The 16,872-nt window shown below is 72.9% G+C and carries 19 protein-coding genes; 11 read left to right on the top strand and 8 right to left on the bottom strand.

What is annotated here, in order from left to right:
- The first annotated feature begins 115 nt into the window (after positions 1-115).
- Both ACF08W_RS26675 and ACF08W_RS26670 read left to right on the top strand, forming a co-directional pair.
- On the top strand, positions 116-325 hold the full coding sequence (locus ACF08W_RS26675; RefSeq protein ID WP_392280758.1) for a DUF397 domain-containing protein: 210 nt from the start codon (positions 116-118) through the stop codon (positions 323-325).
- Positions 326-395: 70 nt separating this feature from the next.
- Positions 396-605, top strand: a complete 210-nt coding sequence (locus tag ACF08W_RS26670) for a DUF397 domain-containing protein (RefSeq protein WP_392280757.1) — start codon at positions 396-398, stop codon at positions 603-605.
- 9 nt (positions 606-614) lie between these two features.
- Here the strand turns inward: ACF08W_RS26670 and ACF08W_RS26665 are convergent, their stop codons facing one another.
- Both ACF08W_RS26665 and ACF08W_RS26660 read right to left on the bottom strand, forming a co-directional pair.
- Positions 615-1,256, bottom strand: coding sequence for a hypothetical protein (locus ACF08W_RS26665; protein WP_392280756.1), 642 nt, complete (start codon positions 1,254-1,256; stop codon positions 615-617).
- On the bottom strand, positions 1,257-1,967 hold the full coding sequence (locus ACF08W_RS26660) for an ankyrin repeat domain-containing protein (RefSeq protein WP_392280755.1): 711 nt from the start codon (positions 1,965-1,967) through the stop codon (positions 1,257-1,259).
- A gap of 219 nt (positions 1,968-2,186) precedes the next feature.
- Here ACF08W_RS26660 and ACF08W_RS26655 point away from each other — a divergent pair, with 219 nt between their 5' ends.
- Both ACF08W_RS26655 and ACF08W_RS26650 read left to right on the top strand, forming a co-directional pair.
- Positions 2,187-2,453 carry a hypothetical protein gene (locus ACF08W_RS26655; protein WP_352277296.1) on the top strand — a complete coding sequence of 89 codons (267 nt, stop codon included), beginning with the start codon at positions 2,187-2,189 and terminating at the stop codon, positions 2,451-2,453.
- A gap of 158 nt (positions 2,454-2,611) precedes the next feature.
- Positions 2,612-3,328 (top strand): DUF5995 family protein, encoded by a 717-nt coding sequence (locus ACF08W_RS26650; RefSeq protein ID WP_385215275.1) that lies wholly within the window; start codon positions 2,612-2,614, stop codon positions 3,326-3,328.
- Positions 3,329-3,503: 175 nt separating this feature from the next.
- Here ACF08W_RS26650 and ACF08W_RS26645 read toward each other — a convergent pair whose 3' ends face one another.
- Positions 3,504-3,857, bottom strand: coding sequence for a hypothetical protein (locus ACF08W_RS26645; protein WP_392280754.1), 354 nt, complete (start codon positions 3,855-3,857; stop codon positions 3,504-3,506).
- A gap of 64 nt (positions 3,858-3,921) precedes the next feature.
- Positions 3,922-5,040, bottom strand: a complete 1,119-nt coding sequence (locus tag ACF08W_RS26640; RefSeq protein WP_392280814.1) for a serine hydrolase domain-containing protein — start codon at positions 5,038-5,040, stop codon at positions 3,922-3,924.
- Between the two features lie 197 nt (positions 5,041-5,237).
- Between ACF08W_RS26640 and ACF08W_RS26635 the strand changes: the two genes are divergently transcribed.
- On the top strand, positions 5,238-5,888 hold the full coding sequence (locus ACF08W_RS26635; protein WP_385215278.1) for a TetR/AcrR family transcriptional regulator: 651 nt from the start codon (positions 5,238-5,240) through the stop codon (positions 5,886-5,888).
- A 9-nt stretch (positions 5,889-5,897) separates the two neighbouring features.
- Here the strand turns inward: ACF08W_RS26635 and ACF08W_RS26630 are convergent, their stop codons facing one another.
- Both ACF08W_RS26630 and ACF08W_RS26625 read right to left on the bottom strand, forming a co-directional pair.
- The gene (locus tag ACF08W_RS26630) at positions 5,898-6,293 is read right to left on the bottom strand and encodes a VOC family protein (RefSeq protein WP_392280753.1); all 396 of its coding nucleotides are present in this window, start codon (positions 6,291-6,293) and stop codon (positions 5,898-5,900) included.
- 90 nt (positions 6,294-6,383) lie between these two features.
- A complete protein-coding gene (locus ACF08W_RS26625) occupies positions 6,384-6,752 on the bottom strand; it encodes a YybH family protein (protein WP_392280752.1) in 369 nt (122 codons plus the stop codon).
- Between the two features lie 119 nt (positions 6,753-6,871).
- Between ACF08W_RS26625 and ACF08W_RS26620 the strand changes: the two genes are divergently transcribed.
- Entirely contained in the window at positions 6,872-7,768 is an 897-nt protein-coding gene (locus ACF08W_RS26620) for a LysR family transcriptional regulator (RefSeq protein WP_385215287.1), read from the top strand.
- A gap of 119 nt (positions 7,769-7,887) precedes the next feature.
- Positions 7,888-9,204, top strand: coding sequence for a wax ester/triacylglycerol synthase domain-containing protein (locus tag ACF08W_RS26615; protein WP_392280751.1), 1,317 nt, complete (start codon positions 7,888-7,890; stop codon positions 9,202-9,204).
- A 33-nt stretch (positions 9,205-9,237) separates the two neighbouring features.
- Here the strand turns inward: ACF08W_RS26615 and ACF08W_RS26610 are convergent, their stop codons facing one another.
- Together ACF08W_RS26610 and ACF08W_RS26605 are read right to left on the bottom strand one after the other, a co-directional pair.
- Positions 9,238-11,094 carry an ABC transporter ATP-binding protein gene (locus ACF08W_RS26610; protein ID WP_385215294.1) on the bottom strand — a complete coding sequence of 619 codons (1,857 nt, stop codon included), beginning with the start codon at positions 11,092-11,094 and terminating at the stop codon, positions 9,238-9,240.
- Positions 11,091-12,974: an ABC transporter ATP-binding protein gene (locus ACF08W_RS26605; protein ID WP_392280750.1), complete on the bottom strand. Its 1,884-nt coding sequence runs from the start codon at positions 12,972-12,974 to the stop codon at positions 11,091-11,093. The genes ACF08W_RS26610 and ACF08W_RS26605 overlap by 4 nt, the downstream gene beginning before the upstream one ends.
- A 174-nt stretch (positions 12,975-13,148) precedes the next feature.
- On the opposite strand from ACF08W_RS26605, the gene ACF08W_RS26600 reads away from it, so the two are divergent.
- The 4 genes from ACF08W_RS26600 to ACF08W_RS26585 are packed head-to-tail and all read left to right on the top strand — an operon-like array spanning position 13,149 to position 16,857.
- Positions 13,149-14,066 (top strand): ATP-binding cassette domain-containing protein, encoded by a 918-nt coding sequence (locus ACF08W_RS26600; protein ID WP_392280749.1) that lies wholly within the window; start codon positions 13,149-13,151, stop codon positions 14,064-14,066.
- Position 14,067: 1 nt separating this feature from the next.
- Positions 14,068-14,859: an ABC transporter permease gene (locus ACF08W_RS26595; protein ID WP_392280748.1), complete on the top strand. Its 792-nt coding sequence runs from the start codon at positions 14,068-14,070 to the stop codon at positions 14,857-14,859.
- Between the two features lie 32 nt (positions 14,860-14,891).
- Positions 14,892-16,190, top strand: a complete 1,299-nt coding sequence (locus tag ACF08W_RS26590; protein WP_385215307.1) for a sensor histidine kinase — start codon at positions 14,892-14,894, stop codon at positions 16,188-16,190.
- 19 nt (positions 16,191-16,209) lie between these two features.
- Entirely contained in the window at positions 16,210-16,857 is a 648-nt protein-coding gene (locus ACF08W_RS26585; protein WP_392280747.1) for a response regulator, read from the top strand.
- Positions 16,858-16,872: the final 15 nt, after the last annotated feature.

Below are 16,872 nucleotides of genomic sequence, written 5' to 3'. Positions count from 1 at the left end.
TGGTCGCCGCATGGTGGGGGCTTCGGCCGTTGTGGGCCGGTGCGAGTTTGTCGCCTTCGCTTGAGGGCATCTCGCCCCCGATGCGACCGGTCACGTCCATGGAAGGGGCACCCCCGTGACGTCTGATTCCCTCCGCTGGTTCACGTCCTCGTACAGCAGCAACGGCGGCGCTTGCGTCGAGGTGGCGGCCGATCTCGTCACCCCGCACAGGGTGGTTCCCGTCAGGGATTCGAAGAACGCGAGCGGCCCTGTGCTGAGGGTTTCCGCTTCGTCGTTCGCCTCATTCATCGCGGGTGTCAGGTCAGGCGACCTCGATGCTGTCTGACGCGCACGTCAGTCGGCCTCTGCCGCACGCATCCCCTATGGCGACCCACCCAACTGCGAAAGGGCACCCTGTGACCACCGATTCCCTCCGCTGGTTCACGTCCTCCCACAGCAGCAACGGCGGCCAGTGCGTCGAGGTCGCCGCCAACCTCATCGCGTCACGAGGCACGGTCCCCGTCCGCGACTCGAAGAACCCGGGTGGTCCGGTGCTGAGTGTCCCTGCCGCGTCGTTCGCCTCGTTCGTGGCGGGCGTGAAGGCGGAGGAGTTCGGCACCGTCTGACCCGGCAGGTCACCCTGCGGGGGTGCTCGCTCTCCGCCGCTTCCAGTCCCACAGGGCGTTGGCGCGGTGATCGGGATCGAAGCGATTGAGAGGACCGAGCCGGTCGATGGCGTCGGCGGTGCGGGGGTCGTCGCGCAGGGCGAGGCCGTAGGCGGCTTCCAGGCGGGTGATCGGGTCGTCCTCGTCGAGCAGCGTCCACAGGGCGTCGGCGACGGCGGGGCTCCGGTCAGGGGAGGCGGCCAGTTCGGTCGCCGCCGTACCGCGCAGGGCGGTGTCCGGGTCCCCGGCCAGGATCAGGAGCGCTCCGGTGATCCGAGGGAGAAGGACCGGGTCGCCCGTGCCCGCCCGGCACGCGTTCATCCTCGCCATGGCGTCCGGGTCGCGGACGAGGGCGGCCAGTGCGGTCCTGGCCGCGTCGGTGAGGGGAACACCGTCGCCGACGAAGGCGGCGGGGACCTCGCGGCGTGCGCGGGGGTCGGGATGGTCGGCGTAGCGGAGCCCGATCGCCTCCAGGTCGGGGTGCTCGTACTGGGTGAAGGCTTCGAGCACGTGCGCCAGCACCTCCCTGTCCGTCTCCTCGGCCGCCCAGACGGCCAGCAGATCACTCGCCTCCGTCAAGAAGGACGGGGTGGAGTCGGTGATGCTCCGCATTCACAGATAGCGCGCGACGACGCTGCGGTGCTCGGGGTCGGGGTGGTGCCGGTGGGCGACCAGGGCCGACCAGGTCTCGGGGCTGCGGCGCCGGCAGAGGACCCAGCAGACCTGCCACCAGGTCGCCTGGTCCTCGTCCGGCTGCCCCGCGGCGCGGGCGATCAGCTCGTCCACCGGGGTGAGGACGCGGAAGGCCCACTCCAGCGCCGTCAGGATCGCGCCGTGCCCGGCCCGTGCGACGAGGCCCCCCAAGGAGACCTGGCCGACCGTTTCCCAGGAGTACACGCCGTCCTGCACCGGGACCGCCACGGCGGGGCCCGGGGCACCGGTCCGGCGCCGCAGCCCTTCCGGGGCACCCGTCTCGTACCAACGCCGGGCCAGGGCGAGCAGCGCCTCGCGCGTGTCCTGCGGCAGCCGTAGCCGGGGCTCGTCGCCCAGCACCGCCGAGAAGACCGCCGGGGAGCCGCCGTCGACGGCCCGCCACAGCGGGGTGGTCCCGTCGGGGAGCATCCGGTCGGGGTCCGCGCCGCCCTCCACCAACGCCTCGGCCACCGGGGCGTCGTAGGCGGCCACGGCCGAGCAGAGCAACGGCAGCCCGTCCGCGTCCACCGCGTCGGGACGCGCGCCCTCGTCCAGCAGAGCCCGAACGGTCCAGGCATCCCCTGCCCGTACCGCCGCTGCGAGGCGACCGTCGAGCGCGCCCCCACCCATGTGTTCCCCCGCCCACCCGGGGGCGCCGACGTCGGCAGCCCCACGCCCAGCCGTCCCGAACCCGGCGGAACGACAACCCGGCAGGTCCTCGGTACGGCCAGTCGGGTGACTGATTCACTCGTGCGTGTTCCGAGGGTGCGCCACCTGGCTGAGCTGGGCAGCTTCCGGCTGGAGCGGGTCGCGACCCGGCGGCCCGACCATCACCTCTCGGGAGACTCTATGCGTATTCGGACGGCACTCGCCGCTCTCACCCTCGCTACGGCCGGCCTGATCGGTGCGGCAGGCGCCGCCTGCGCCCAGGAAGGGCCCGACGCGAACTGGGGCCAGGGCCAGTTCATCGTCAACCAGGACGGTGCGGGCGTCGAGAGCGCCCAGTCGTCCGTGGCGGCGGACGGCGTGAGCCACGCCGGCTTCTGGATCTGGTCGGACGCGAACGGTGTCTCCGGTTCGTTCAACGGCTCCGGCGCCACCTGGAACAACGACTAGACCTCCATACCCCGCACGACACACGAAACACACCGCATGACACCGGCGCTTCCGTTCGGCTTCAGGGCCGGGCGGAAGCGCTGCGTCGTTCCGCCCCCGCGACGACTGCCCGTCCCCGGACCCCTCGCCCCGCCAATCGACTTGGGAGAGTCACGACCATGGCGACGACCGAGCCGCTGCTCACCACCATCGACGATGTCATCGCCCGCATGGAGCAGATCGACACCGAACTCGACCCCCTCGACGGGGTGGCCTGTTTCAACCACATGTATCTGAAGGTCACCAAGCTGGTGAAGGAGAACATCACCGCCGGCACCTTCGGTGACAGCGCGTTCCTGGAGAGGATGGACGTCATCTTCGCGGGTCTCTACCTGCGCAACATCGATGCCGACAACGCGGGGCGGCCGGTCGACACGGCCTGGGCCCCGCTGTTCGCCGCCCGCGACAACCGGATCATCTGGCCCCTCCAGTTCGCACTGGCCGGGATGAACGCCCACATCAACCACGACCTGCCCGTCGCCGTCGTCGACACCTGCGCCGAGCGTCGCACCACCCCCGACACCCCGCCGGTCCACCACGACTACGAGAAGGTCAATGATCTCCTCGCCTCCGTCGAGGCCGAGGTGCGTGCCGAGTACGAGCCCAGGATCGCCAAGCTGGCGACCCGGGACGCGGAGGCGCTGAAGCACGCCATCAGCGCCTTCTCCATCTCCGAGGCCCGCGAGGTCGCCTGGCGGACCGCCGAGGAGTTCTGGCTGGAGAAGCACAGCCTCGACCCCCTGGCCTACCGCCACCACGAAGCCGCCGTGGCGCGAACCGTCGCCGGTGTGAGCCAGGGCATCCTCCTGCCCGTCGTCCCCATGCCGCCGGACTGAGGGCGTTGGACATCGGGAGCGGCCGCCGGACCAGAAGAGCCTGGTCCGGGGCCGCTCCCGAGGGTCGGCCGGTCCCGGGCGCCGATGCCCGGCCGGGCCGGCCGGATGCCGTGCCGCGACGGGCCGTATCCCCCGTACGTCCCCCGCACGGCAGGCGGTGCTTCGAGGACAGGCCCTACGGCGACCACGGCGCCCAGGGCAGGGCCTCGCGCCAGCCGGGGCGCCCGGCCGCCCAGTCCTGGACCACCCTGGCCACCGGCTCCACCGAGAAGGGGCCCTGGTCGCGGGGGACGGTCGCCTGGAAGTGCCGGTCGGGCCCGCCCTCGCGGTACTCCACCTGGTAACTCAGGTCGTCGTTGAGATAGACCTGGATGTAGTGCTGGCCGACCGGCTCCGCGCCGAGCCGGTTCACGACGACGAACCGCCAGGTGAGGCTCATGTCGGCCAGGAGGTCGTGCAGGGCCTCCTCGGACGGGTCGTCCCAGGTCTTCCCGGTCGCCTCGACGGCCCGGATCATCGGAGAACTCATGGACGTGACGTTAGCGTCCGCCTCCGACAACGCCGTTGCCGCGATCAGCCGTACTCAGCCGTACTCAGCCGTCCATCGCCACGCGGTACAGGGCCGCGAGCGCGTCGTCGATGGGGTGGGGCTGGGGCCGGCCGGACGGGTCGAGCCGGTTCCACCGCTGGAGGTTCACCGCGACGGACATCCGCCGCCTGCCGTCGGCGCGGGTCATGGAGAGCGTTCCGCCGCCCCAGACCGTGCCGCCATGGCCCCAGAAGGCGTGCCGGCCGGAGTGCTCCGCCGGGTGCAGGCCGAGTCCGTAGTCGATGATCCTCCCCTCCTGGGAGACGACCGGGACGGTCCGCCGCATCTGCGCCAGGGACGACGGAGCGACGATCTCCCCGGCCAGCAGCGCGCCGAAGAAGCGGTTGAGGTCCGTGACGGTCGAGACCAGTGAGGCGGAGGGGCCCACCCAGGACATGTCGTAGACGCTGTAGTCGCGGGGCGGGTCGATCATCCCGAACCACGCCTCGTAGAGCCGCGCGTGCGGTCCCTCGATCTCCGGTCCGGAAGGGAAGCCGGTGTCGCGGAGCCCGGCGCGCTCGATGACGTCCCGGGTGATGCACCGCTCGGCCGTGGTGCCGGTCACCCGCTCCAGGAGCTGGGCGAGGAGCAGGTAGTTGGTGTTGGAGTACACCCCCGGAGTGCCGCCCGGGGTCCCGACGGCGGGCGCGGAGACGCCCATTTCAGTCAGGTCGACGGGATCGAACCGGGTCAGCCGGTGGTCGTCCAGACTCTCCGGACCGGTCTCCGCGACAACGGGCCACGCCTTCAGGGACGGATAGGCGTACGGGAGGTACTCGGCGAGGCCGCTGGTGTGGTTGAGCAGCATCCGGACCGTGATCGCGTCCCCCCGCTCCCCGGGCACCAGCTCCGGGAGGTGGCGGCCGACCGGCGCGTCCAGGTCGATCCGGCCGCGCTCGGCCTGCCGCAGCACCGCGGCGGCGGTGAAGGTCTTGGTGACGCTGCCGACACGGTGCCGCAGTCCGGCGGTGACGGGGCGGCCGGTCGCGACATCGGCGACCCCGGCGGCGCCGCGCCAGACCTCTTCGCCGTCCCGCACCTCGGCGAAGACCCCCGGCACTCCGGCACGGTGGACGTTCTCGACGGCCGCGTCCAGGGCCGCGCGATCCAGCGGGTTGTTCACGTCGTACGTCACGTCATGCGTCCTCTCGTGATTCCCGGGGCGCCCCCGCGATGCGGCCGCCCGCCCCGGACAGCAGGGAACGAGTGGCGTGCCGGCCCGTCCGGCACGCCCATGCCCTCATTATGCACGCGGTGCGTGCAACGGCGTGTGCATGGATTAGGCTGAGGTACGGCTGGGGGTTCGGAGAGAGGAGCGGGATGGCGGGCCGAAGGCGTTGGTCGACCGAGGAGATCCTGGACGCGGCGGCGGAACTGCTGCGGACGGGCGACGCGGAGTCGTTCAGTGTGCGCGGGCTGGCCGCGGCCCTCGGGACCGATTCCTCCAGCCTCTACCGGCACTTCCGCAGCAAGACCGAGCTGCTGCGCGCGGTCGCCGACCGGATCCTCCTGGCCGCGATGGACGGCTACCACCCCGAGGGCGACTGGAAGCGGCGCATCACGTCCCTGGCCCTGCACGTGCGGGAGGCGTTCGGGCGGCAGCCCCAGCTCGCCGCGGTCTGGGGGCGGTACGCGTCCAGCGGCACCGGGTCGAGGCTGGTCATGGAAGAGGTGTTGCAGGCGCTGCGGGCGTCGGGGCTGCCCGACGAGGAGATCCCGGCGCGCTATCACCGGATCACGGTCCTCATCGCCGCACTGATCGCCTCCGAGGCCGGGGCCAACGCCGTCTCCCCCGGGGAGCGGGAAGAGGGCCTGGAGCTGTTCCGGGTGGCGGTTCTCGGCGCCGACCCCGAACGCTTCCCGGCCCTGGCCCACTTCGCACGCGACATCCGCCCCCTCGGGGTGGAGCGCCGCGAGGCGTTCGAGGAGATCCTCGCCGCCCAGCTCGCCCACATCGAGGCGGCGGTCTGAAGGCAGGGTCTACGGGCGTGCGTCGAGCATGTCGAGGTAGTGCCGGTTGTACATCACGCCCAGGACGTTCCCGAAGGGATCGGTCACGGAGGCGGTGACGAAGCCGGGGCCGCGCTCCATGAGCGGTTCGTACTCCTTCGCCCCCAGGGACAGCAGCCGTTCCAGCGTCGCGGGCACGTCGTCGACATGCCAGTACACGATCGCGCCGCCCGGACCGGCCCCCGCGCCGGCGGGCGCGTAGCGGCTGTCGATCAGCCCCAGCTCGTGCTGGTGGTCGCCGATCCGGAACTCCGCGTACCCGGGGCGCTCGAAGTACGGCTCGACGCCCAGCAGTTCCGTGTACCACTCCTTCGCCGCCGTCAGGTCCGTGGTCCAGAAGCTGACGGTGGTCAGTCCTCGCAGCATGGCGCCCCCTTGGTCACCCGCCGGGGTCCCGTACCCCGGCCGGTGCCGCGACTGTAGGACGCCATCAGGTCGGATTCCGTCCTAATGGGCTCAGGGGGTCGGGGCGGGCAGGAACTCCGGCTGGTCGAGCAGGCGCAGCCAGCTTCCGTCGGGCTGGCGGCGGACGACCTGCGCACGGGCCCCGGTGCCGTCCTTCGGCGGGGTCGAGGTGAGCGCGATGTCGCCGCTGACCAGGGTGGGCAGCGGCTGCTCCGGCGCGAAACGCGGCCCGTGGGCCAGCACCTTTGCCCACAGCTCACGGATCGCCTCCCGGCCGACCGTCAGCCGGCCGGGCGGATAGGCGAGCACCGCGTCCTCCTCGTAGAGCGCGGCGACCCCGGCCGCGTCCCCGGCATTGGACCGCTCCACGAACAGACGGGTGATGTCCTCGGGGCGCATGGCCTTCTCGTACTCCGGCACGGGTTCCTCCTGCTGTCGGGCATCGGCACCCCTGCGGTGCCGCTCCGGTCCTTCCAGGGTGGTGGGCCGGTGATCAGAAGTCCAACAGATGGAAATGCTGAGAACTAGAATCTCTGGTCATGGATCTGAGGCAGTTGGAGTACTTCGTCGCGGTCGCCGAGGAACGGAACTTCACCCGCGCCGCGGAGCGGGTGCACATCAGCCAGTCCGGTGTCAGCGCGCAGATCGGACGGCTCGAACGGGAGCTGGGCGCCGAGCTGTTCGACCGGTCGGCCCGCACCGTCACGCTCACCGTCGCCGGGAAGGCCGCCCTCGAACACGCCCGTGCCGCGCTCGCCGCGGCCGGAGCGGTCGGGCAGGCGGTGGGGGAGGTGACCGGCCTGATCCGGGGCGCGCTGACCGTGGGGATGGTCGTCGGCTGCACCCTCACCCCGCTCTTCGACGCCCTCGCCGCCTTCCACGAGGAGCACCCGGGCGTGGAGCTCTCGCTGCTGGAGGACCGGTCCGACCGGCTCCTCGACGACGTACGCACCGGCGCCGTCGACCTGGCGCTCGTCGGCACCGCGACCGCCGCCCACGAGGGGCTGGAGACGCTGACCGTCCTCGGAGAACGGCTCGTCGCGGCGGTCCCGGCCGGGCACCCCCTGGCCCGGCGACGGCGGGTCGTCCTGGGTGACCTGATGGCCCATCCGATCGTCTGCATGCCGCCCGGCACCGGCCTGCGCGCGGTGTTCGACCTGGCCTGCGCCGCACAGGGCCTCCGGCCCGTGATCGCGTTGCAGGCCAGCGCGGCGGAGGCCCTGGCCGACCTCGCCGCCCGGGGCCTCGGCGTCGCCGTCCTCAGCGGTTCCATGGCCGAGGCCCACCGGGACCGGCTCACCGCCCGCACCCTCGTCGACGTCGAGACGCCGGGGCTGCTGGCTCTGGTCTGGAGGAGCACCCACAACCCGGCGGTGCGTGCGATGGTCGGGCACGCCCGGTCCGCGTTCCGGGACTTTCCCGGCGTGCGCCCGTAGCCCGTGGGTAGACAGTCCCTCGTTCAGGTGACGCCGGGACAACCGGCCCCGGGCACCGGCGGCCGACGCCAGGATGGCCCATCGACATGCGACCGTGGACTGTCTGTAGGGAGCGGAAAATGCGGGACCGGAAGCGGGCGACCCCGCTGGACCATGCCATCCAGGCGTATCCGGTGCAGGACGGAACCGACGCGCACTCGCACTTCGGGTGCGTGCTCCATCTGCGCGGGACCCCGCCGGACGCCGACGGCCTCCGCCGCCACCTGGAGGAACGGCTCGCCCGGCTCCCCGGCCTGCGCACCGTGCTGGACGCCCGGACCGGCCGCTGGCACACCAAGGACCCCGACCTCGCCCTGCACGTACAGGAGTTGTTGGTGCCGCCCGGGGACGACGCCCTGCGCGACGCCGCGCGGGAGGTCCTGCGGACGCCGCTCCCCGGGGACGTTCCCCCCTGGCTGATGGCGCTCCTCCGCGAGGAGGAGTCCGGCCGCTGCGCCCTGGTGTACCGGGTCCACCACGCCGTCCAGGACGGTGCGGGCATGCTGCACACGCTGGAGGAGCTGTTCTCGGCGGAGCAGCCCGTCGCGCCGCAGGAGTCGTCGGCCGTGTACCGGAAGGCCCAGGGGGTCCGGCTGTCCCGGCCGGGGGACTGGCTGCGGGCCGGGGCCCTGACGCTGCGGCTCCTCGGACGGTGCCGGGCGTGGCAGGCCCCGGAGTACCGCTTCTCCACCACCCGGGACCTCGACTGCGTCGCCGTCCCGGCCGACTGGCTCAACCCGCCCGACGGGGAGGGCGGTTCCCGCAACGACGTGTTCCTCGCCGCGACGGCACGGGCGGTACGGGACTGGGCCGCCGCGTCCGGCGCGGGACCGGTGCGCCGGTGCGAGGTCCCCATGCTGGTCCCCGCCAACCTACGCACGGACCGGGATCTCGACCGGCCCGGCAACCCGCTGGTGCTCGCCCCGGTGCGGGTGCCCGCGCCCCCGGCCGGGCGCCCGGCGCCGGTGCGTTCCGCCACCCGGGCGTTGCGCGACCCCGCCGTACGGTTCCTGCTCGACCGGTTCGGCGGGATCATGCCCCACCGGCTCGCCGCCCTGCAGCTCAGGTCGCTCGGCACACCGTCCCGGACCATGCCGATCGTGTCGAACCTGACCCTCCGTCACCCGCTGGCGGTGCTCGGCGCCGAGGTGGTGGGGATCGACCCCCTGATGTGCCTGCCGCAGGGATTTCCCTTCACGGTGCTGATGATCACCCACGGCGGGACCTCGGTGGCGTGCTTCGTGACGGAATCGGGCCTGCCCGGCCTGGCCACGCTCCCCGGGCGCTGGCACGACGCGCTCGACGACCTCCGGACGGCCGGCCACGGCACGGTCCCGGACCCGCGAACGGGGACGGGGGCCGGGGAGAGCCCGGACCCGGCGTCGGCGCGTCCCTGACACGCCGCGCCGGGCCGGCCGGTGCCCCGGCCGCTACGTCAGACTGTCCCGCCACGCCCGGTGCAGGCCCGCGAAGCGGCCGGTGGCGGCGATGAGTTCGGCGGGGGTGCCGTCCTCCACGACGCGGCCGTGCTCCATCACCAGGACCCGGTCCGCGATCTCCACCGTGGAGAGCCGGTGGGCGATCACCACCGCGGTCCGGCCGTGCAGCACCGTGTCCATCGCCTGCTGCACCGCGCGCTCGCCGGGGATGTCCAGCGAGCTGGTCGCCTCGTCGAGGATCAGCACCGCCGGGTCGGCGAGCAGGGCGCGGGCGAAGCCGACGAGCTGGCGCTGGCCGGCCGAGATCCGGCCGCCCCGCTTGCGCACGTCGGTGTCGTAGCCGTCGGGCAGGGCGCTGATGAACTCGTGCGCCCCGATCGCCTTCGCGGCCCGCTCGATGTCCGCGCGGCTCGCGTCCGGGCTGCCGATCGCGATGTTTTCCGCGACCGTCCCGGAGAACAGGAACGCCTCCTGCGTCACCATCACCACCCCGCGCCGCAGTTCCGGCACGGCCAGGTCCCGCAGGTCCGTGCCGTCGAGCAGCACCCGGCCCTCCGTCGGGTCGTAGAACCGGGCCAGCAGCTTCGCCAGCGTCGACTTGCCCGCGCCGGTCGAGCCGACCACGGCGACGGTCTGCCCGGCCGGGATCGTCAGGTCGAACCGGGGCAGCACCTCGCCGCCCGTCCGGTACGCGAACCGCACCCCGTCGAAGACGACCTCCCGGCCCGGGGCCTCGCCGGTGCGGGCGGGCAGCTCCCGGGGGGCCGGGGGCTCCGGCACGGACGGGGTCTGGGCCAGCAGCCCCGCGATCTTCTTCAGCGAGGCGGCCGCCGACTGGTACGAGTTGAGGAACATGCCGAGCCGGTCGATCGGGTCGTACAGCCGGCGCAGGTACAGCACCGCCGCCGCCAGCACACCGAGCGCCAGGGTCCCCGAGGCCACCCGGTACGCGCCCCAGAGCACGATCCCGGCGACGGCGGTGTTGGCGACCAGCCGGGATCCGACGACATACCGGGCCATCTCCAGCATGGCGCTGCCGTTGTACCAGCGGTGGGTGTGGTTCAGCTCCTCGAAGCGCGCCTCGTTGGCCCGCTCGCGGCGGAACGCCTGGACGGGACGGATCCCGTTCATCGTCTCGGCGAACTTCACGATGACCCCGGCGGTCGCCGTGGACTTCGCGCCGTACATCTCCCCGGCCCGCCGCTGGAACTGCCGCACCAGCAGGTACAGCGGGACGAACGACAGCACGGCGACCGCCCCCAGCCCGAGATCCAGCCAGAGCAGCATCAGCGAGATGGTGACGAAGGAGAGCACCACGCCGATCAGCTCCTGGAGCCCCTCCTCCAGCAACTCCCGCAGCGACTCCACGTCCGTGGTGGAACGGGAGATCAGCCGGCCCGAGGTGTAGCGGTCGTGGAAGTCCACGCTGAGCTCCTGGGCGTGGCGGAAGATCCGGCCCCGCAGGTCGAGCAGCGCGTTCTGGCTGATCAGGCCGGAGAGCCGGACGAATGCGTACTGCGTGGCCCCGGACACCACCGAGCAGAGCGCGTACCCGACCGCCACCGCGATCAGCGGCCCGTACTCCGCGTCCCGGAACGCGGGCACCCCCCTGTCGATGGCGTACGCGACGAGCAGCGGGCCCGCCTGCATCGCCGCCTGCTGGACCACGAGGAGCAGCGCGACCAGCGCCACCCGGCTCCGCATCGGCCGCAGCAGCGACCTGAGCAGCGTGCCGGTCGCCCCGGGCGGGGTGGGCAGATCGTCCTGGTCGAAGCCGTCCTCCGCGCCGGGCTCCGCCGCGCTCGCCGGGGCCGCCGGACTCCCGGCGGGCGTCGTCGTACTGGTCATCGGGTGAGGCCCTTCTCGGCGGGGAGGTCCGGGGCGAACGGGGCACCGGCGGGGGACGGCTCGGGGAAGGCGTCCGGGCCGACTCCGTCCGGTATCCGCGAGGCGCCCGACATCAGCCAGGCGTACTCGGCGCTGTCGCGCAGCAGTTCCTGGTGGGTGCCCACGGCGGTGATCCGGCCCCCGGAGAGCAGCGCCACCCGGTCCGCGAGCATCACGGTGGACGGCCGGTGCGCGACCACGATCGCCGTGGTCTCGGCCAGGACCTTGCGCAGGGCGGCCTCCACCAGCGCCTCCGTGTGCACGTCGAGCGCGGAGAGCGGGTCGTCGAGGACCAGGAAGCGCGGCCGGCCGACCACCGCGCGGGCCAGCGCGAGCCGTTGCCGCTGCCCGCCGGAGAGGCTGAGCCCCTGCTCGCCGACCTGGGTGCCGACGCCCTCGGGCAGCTCGTGCACGAAGTCGGCCTGGGCGATGGAGAGCGCCCTGCGCAGCTCCTCCTCCCCGGCCCCCTCGGCGCCCATCAGCACGTTCTCGCCGACGCTCGCCGAGAAGAGCGTCGGCTCCTCGAAGGCCACCGAGACCAGCTCGCGCAGCCGCTCCCGGGGCATGGCGGCGATGTCCGTGCCGTCCAGGGTGATCCGCCCGGCGGTGACGTCGTACAGCCGGGGGACCAGCGCGGTGAGCGTCGTCTTCCCGGAGCCCGTCCCCCCGACCAGGGCCATCGTCTCGCCGGGGCGGACGCGCAGGTCGATCCGGGACAGTACGGGCTCGGAGCCCGGCTCCGCGTCGGGATAGCGGAACTCCACGCCCTCGAAGACCATCTCGCCGCGGGCCGGGCCGTCCTCGCCGCCGGTCGCGGGGGCGAGGACGGCGGCTCCGTCCGCGTCCGCCTCCTCGGGCTCGTCCATCACCTCGAAGAAGCGGTCTGCCGCCGTCGCCGCCTCCTGGCACATCGCCAGCAGGAAGCCGATCGACTCGACCGGCCACCGCAGGGCCAGCGCCGTGGAGAGGAACGCGACCAGGGTGCCCGCCGACAGACCGCCGTCCGCGACCTGGACCGTGCCGAGCACCAGCGCCGCACCGATCGCCAGCTCCGGTATCAGGGTGATGGCCGACCAGATGCCCGCCAGGAGCCGGGCCTTCTCCAGCTCCGTGGTGCGCAGCCGCTCCGTGAGCGCGCGGAAGGCGAGGGCCTGGCTGCGGTGGCGGCCGAAACCCTTGACGATCCGGATGCCGAGCACGCTCTCCTCGACGACCGTGGTCAGATCGCCGACCTGGTCCTGGGCCCGGCGGGCCACGGTGGCGAACTTGCTCTCGAAGGCCGAGCAGATGATCATCAGCGGCACGACCGGGATGAGCAGGATCAGTCCCAGCGTCCACTGCTGTGCCAGCAGAATGACGAAACCGACCACGATCGTGGCGCCGTTGACCAGCAGGAACGTCAGCGGGAACGCGAGGAACATCCGCAGCAGCATCAGATCCGTGGTCGCGCGGGAGAGCAGCTGCCCCGAGGGCCAGCGGTCGTGGAAGGACACCGGGAGCCGCTGGAGACGGCGGTACAGATCCGACCGCATCTCCGCCTCGACCCCGGCCAGCGGCCGCGCCACCATCCACCGCCGCACCCCGAAGAGCCCCGCCTCGGCTACGCCGAGCAGCAGCAGATACAGGGCGCCGAGCCAGACGCCGCCGGGGTCGCGGTCCGCCACCGGACCGTCGACCATCCACTTCAGGACGAGCGGGATCACCAGGCCGACGCAGGACGCGGCGATCGCGACCAGCGCGGCACCGGAAAGCCGCTTCCGTACCGGTTTCACGTAGGGCCACAAGCGCATCAGGGCCTGCGCGGTGGACCGTTCCTTGGTCACTGCATGTTCTTCGGGCATCACAGTCGAGACTACGGTTCGCCCCTGACATCGCTCATGTGGTTTTCCACCGGTCCCGAGCGCGCGCGATTGTGGAGGAGCGCTGGTCGTAGCCGGTATCAACCGATCGGCCGATGCCGGTTCGAGCGCGATGGACGATGGTGCGCCGGCGCGCGCTTCACGATGCTCGGAGCCATGGCAATCATCGAAGCGAACGGGGTGCGCAAGGCGTACGCCGGGCGCACCGTGGTCGACGGCGTGAGCTTCGCCGTCGACGAGGGGGAGATCTTCGGGATCCTCGGCCCCAACGGTGCGGGCAAGACCACCACGGTGGAGTGCGTCGGGGGACTGCGCGCCCCCGACGCCGGGACGATCCGGGTCGCCGGGCTCGACCCCGCCGCCGACCGCGCCCGGGTCACCCGGCTGCTCGGCGCCCAGCTCCAGGAGAGCGAGCTCCAGCCCAAGATCACCGTGGCCGAGGCGCTGGAGCTGTACAGCGCCTTCTACCCGGACCCCGCCGACTGGCGGCAGCTCGCCGAACGGCTCGGCCTGCACACCAAGTACGGCACCCGGTTCGCCAAGCTGTCCGGCGGACAGAAGCAGCGGCTGTCCATCGCGCTCGCCCTGGTCGGCAACCCCCGGGTGGTGATCCTCGACGAGCTGACCACCGGGCTGGACCCGCGGGCCCGCCGGGACACCTGGCAGCTGATCGAGGACGTGCGCGCGGGCGGCGTCACCGTCCTGCTGGTCACCCACTTCATGGAGGAGGCCCAGCAGCTCTGCGACCGGATCGCCGTGATCGACAAGGGCCGGATCGTCGCCCTCGACACCCCGTCCGGGCTGATCGGCCGGGCCGACGGCTCCACGGTCATCTCCTTCACCCCCTCGCGGCCGCTCGACGACACCGACCTGGCCGCCCTGCCCGGCGCGGTCTCCGTCCGGCGCGAGGACGGCGGCGAGCGGATCGTCATCGGCGGCGACGACACGACCGTCAACGCGGTCATCTCGCTGCTGGCCCGGCACGGCATCACCGCCCAGCGGCTCCGCGTCTCGGAGGCCACGCTCGACGACGCCTTCCTCGACCTCACCGACCAGACGGAACAGGCGGCCTGAGATGACCACCGCGAACCCGGCACCCGCCACCGCCCCTTCGGCCCCGGCCCCGGCCTCCGCGCACCGGGCGGTGCTCCGCGCCGAGACCCGGCTCTTCCTCCGCGAACCCGGCAGCCTCTTCTGGATCATGGTCTTCCCGAGCGTGCTCCTGGTGATCCTCGGCCTCGTCCCCTCCTTCCGGGAGCACTCCGACGACCTCGGCGGCAGGCGCGTCATCGACCTCTACGTACCGGTGGCGGTGCTGCTCGGCATGATCATGGCCGGGCTCCAGGCCATGCCGCCCGTCCTCACCGGCTACCGCGAACGCGGCATCCTGCGCCGGATGTCCACCACCCCGGTACGCCCCTCCGCGCTGCTCACCGCGCAGATCGCGCTGCACGCCGTCGCCGCGCTCGGCTCCGCCGTACTGGCCATGGCGGTCGGCCGGATCGGCTTCGGCGTCGCGCTGCCCGGACAGCCGGCCGGGTACGCCGTGGCGCTGCTGCTGGCCGTGGCGAGCGTGCTGGCGCTCGGCTCGCTGCTCTGCGCCCTCGCCCGTACGGCCAAGGCGTCCGCCGCGCTCGGCTCGGTCGTCTACCTGGTCACGATGTTCACCGCCGGGGTCTGGATCCCGGTCCAGAGCATGCCCGACACCCTGCGCACCATCGTCCGGTTCACCCCGTTCGGCGCCGCCTCCGAGGCGCTGAACCGGGCGGCCTCCGGCAGTTGGCCCGAGCTGACCCAGCTCGGGGTGACCGCGCTCTGGGCGGCCCTGGTGGCTTTCCTCGCGACCCGGCTCTTCCGCTGGGAGTGACCGGACCCGGGGAGGCGGGGCAGACTGCCGTCATGGACGAGGGGAACGCACCCGTGGTGGGACGGGCCGGACGGGCGTGCGGGAAGAGCCCCGACGTGGGCTGGGACCGGTTCTTCCGGTACGGGCCCTACGGGATGCTCGGCCTGGGCACCGCCCTGGCCGCCCTGAGCGCCCCGCTCCTGATGAACCGCGCCGACCTGCGCAATGCCGCGGTGCTGGTCCCGGTGACGCTCGCGCTCCTGCTCTGGTGGGGCCGGAGCGGGCCGGGGGCACCCGACAAGGGATGGGCGGCGCGCGCCTACTTCACCGTTCGTACCGTGCTCGCCTTCGCCCTGACCTGGTGCAATCCGTTCTTCTCGGTGTTCGCGAGCCTCGGGTACTTCGACGCCGCCCGGCTGCTCCCCGGCCGGGCCGTGCGCCCCGGGCTGCTGGCCACCGCCGTCATCCTGGCCGCGGCGCAGTCCGGCAGCGGTCTGCCGCCCGCCTCCACGATGAACTGGATCGCCTTCGGTGCCCTGTTCGTCCTGCACGCCACCATCACCATGACCTTCGCCAACATCGGCGACCGGGAGGCCGACCACGCCCGGGTCCAGGCGACCACCATCACCGATCTGGAGTCGGCCAACGCCCGCCTCGAACAGGCCCTCGCGGAGAACGCGGGACTCCACGCCCAACTCCTCGTCCAGGCCCGCGAGGCGGGCGTGGCCGACGAGCGCCGCAGACTCGCCGCCGAGATCCACGACACCCTGGCCCAGGGGCTGACCGGGATCATCGCCCAGCTCCAGGTGGTCTCCTCGATCGGCGACACCGACCCGGAGCTGGCCCGTACGCATCTGGACCGGGCCGCCGCCCTCGCCCGGCACAGCCTCGGCGAGGCCCGCCGCTCGGTCCACGACCTGGTCCCCGCCGCGCTGGCCCACGACGACCTGCCGGGCGCGCTGAAGCGCACGGTCGCCGGATGGGGGGAACGCCACGGTGTCCGGGCCGGGTTCACCGTCACCGGCACCGTCGAACCGGTCCACGACGAGATCGCCGCCACCCTCCTGCGGATCGGCGAGGAGGCCCTCGCCAACGCCGCCCGCCACGCCGACGCCTCCCGGGTCGGCGTCACCCTGTCGTTCATGGACGACGAACTCACCCTGGACGTACGGGACGACGGGTGCGGCTTCGACCCGGACGCGCTGCCTCCGTACAGCGGGGCGGGCGGTTTCGGGCTCGGCGGGATGCGGGCCCGCGCCGAACGCGTGGCGGGCACCGTGGAGGTGGAGACGGAGCCGGGCCGGGGCACGGCGGTCAGCGCACGGGTCCCCCTGGTCCGCACCGCTGCCTGACCCGTACGGTTGTCCTGCCATGGTTCAGGATTCCGCACGCGTCATCACGCTCGTCGTCGTCGACGACCACCCGGTCGTACGGGACGGTCTGCGCGGCATGTTCGACTCGTCCCCCGGCTTCGAGGTACTCGGCGAGGCGGCGAACGGGGTGGAGGGCGTCGAGCTGGCGGCCCGCCTCGACCCGGACGTCGTCCTGATGGACCTCCGGATGCCGGGCGGCGGCGGGGTCGCCGCCATCGCCGAGCTGACCCGGCGCGGAGCCCGCTCCAGGGTCCTCGTGCTCACCACGTACGACACCGACTCCGACACCCTGCCCGCGATCGAGGCGGGCGCCACCGGCTATCTGCTCAAGGACGCCCCGCGCGACGAACTGTTCACCGCCGTCCGGGCCGCCGCCGACGGGCGCACCGTCCTCTCGCCCGCCGTCGCCTCCCGGCTGATCTCCCGGGTGCGCACCCCGGCGGCGGGCGGCGAAACCCTCTCGGCGCGCGAGCGCGAGGTGCTCGAACTCGTGGCGAAGGGGACCTCCAACCGGGAGATCGCCGCCGAACTCTTCATCAGCGAGGCCACGGTGAAGACCCACCTCACCCATGTCTTCGCCAAGCTCGGCGCCAAGGACCGGGCCGCCGCCGTGGCCATCGGCTACGACCGGGGCATCCTCGGCTGACCGGGCCTCCGCACG

Origin of the sequence: Streptomyces sp. NPDC015144, assembly GCF_043079735.1 — a bacterium.
Classification (GTDB): domain Bacteria; phylum Actinomycetota; class Actinomycetes; order Streptomycetales; family Streptomycetaceae; genus Streptomyces.
This window is presented reverse-complemented; position numbering and strand designations above follow the sequence as displayed.

Bases quoted from the DNA above. Each gene is read 5' to 3' on its own strand.
- ACF08W_RS26620 (WP_385215287.1), top strand. From the start codon at position 6,872: ATGGATCTGAGGCAGTTGGAGTACTTCGTCGCGGTCGCCGAGGAACGG.
- ACF08W_RS26635 (WP_385215278.1), top strand. From the start codon at position 5,238: ATGGCGGGCCGAAGGCGTTGGTCGACCGAGGAGATCCTGGACGCGGCG.
- ACF08W_RS26615 (WP_392280751.1), top strand. From the start codon at position 7,888: ATGCGGGACCGGAAGCGGGCGACCCCGCTGGACCATGCCATCCAGGCG.
- ACF08W_RS26660 (WP_392280755.1), bottom strand. From the start codon at position 1,967: ATGGGTGGGGGCGCGCTCGACGGTCGCCTCGCAGCGGCGGTACGGGCA.
- ACF08W_RS26605 (WP_392280750.1), bottom strand. From the start codon at position 12,974: ATGCCCGAAGAACATGCAGTGACCAAGGAACGGTCCACCGCGCAGGCC.
- ACF08W_RS26600 (WP_392280749.1), top strand. From the start codon at position 13,149: ATGGCAATCATCGAAGCGAACGGGGTGCGCAAGGCGTACGCCGGGCGC.
- ACF08W_RS26630 (WP_392280753.1), bottom strand. From the start codon at position 6,293: ATGCTGCGAGGACTGACCACCGTCAGCTTCTGGACCACGGACCTGACG.
- ACF08W_RS26645 (WP_392280754.1), bottom strand. From the start codon at position 3,857: ATGAGTTCTCCGATGATCCGGGCCGTCGAGGCGACCGGGAAGACCTGG.
- ACF08W_RS26590 (WP_385215307.1), top strand. From the start codon at position 14,892: ATGGACGAGGGGAACGCACCCGTGGTGGGACGGGCCGGACGGGCGTGC.
- ACF08W_RS26585 (WP_392280747.1), top strand. From the start codon at position 16,210: ATGGTTCAGGATTCCGCACGCGTCATCACGCTCGTCGTCGTCGACGAC.
- ACF08W_RS26655 (WP_352277296.1), top strand. From the start codon at position 2,187: ATGCGTATTCGGACGGCACTCGCCGCTCTCACCCTCGCTACGGCCGGC.
- ACF08W_RS26650 (WP_385215275.1), top strand. From the start codon at position 2,612: ATGGCGACGACCGAGCCGCTGCTCACCACCATCGACGATGTCATCGCC.
- ACF08W_RS26595 (WP_392280748.1), top strand. From the start codon at position 14,068: ATGACCACCGCGAACCCGGCACCCGCCACCGCCCCTTCGGCCCCGGCC.
- ACF08W_RS26665 (WP_392280756.1), bottom strand. From the start codon at position 1,256: ATGCGGAGCATCACCGACTCCACCCCGTCCTTCTTGACGGAGGCGAGT.
- ACF08W_RS26610 (WP_385215294.1), bottom strand. From the start codon at position 11,094: ATGACCAGTACGACGACGCCCGCCGGGAGTCCGGCGGCCCCGGCGAGC.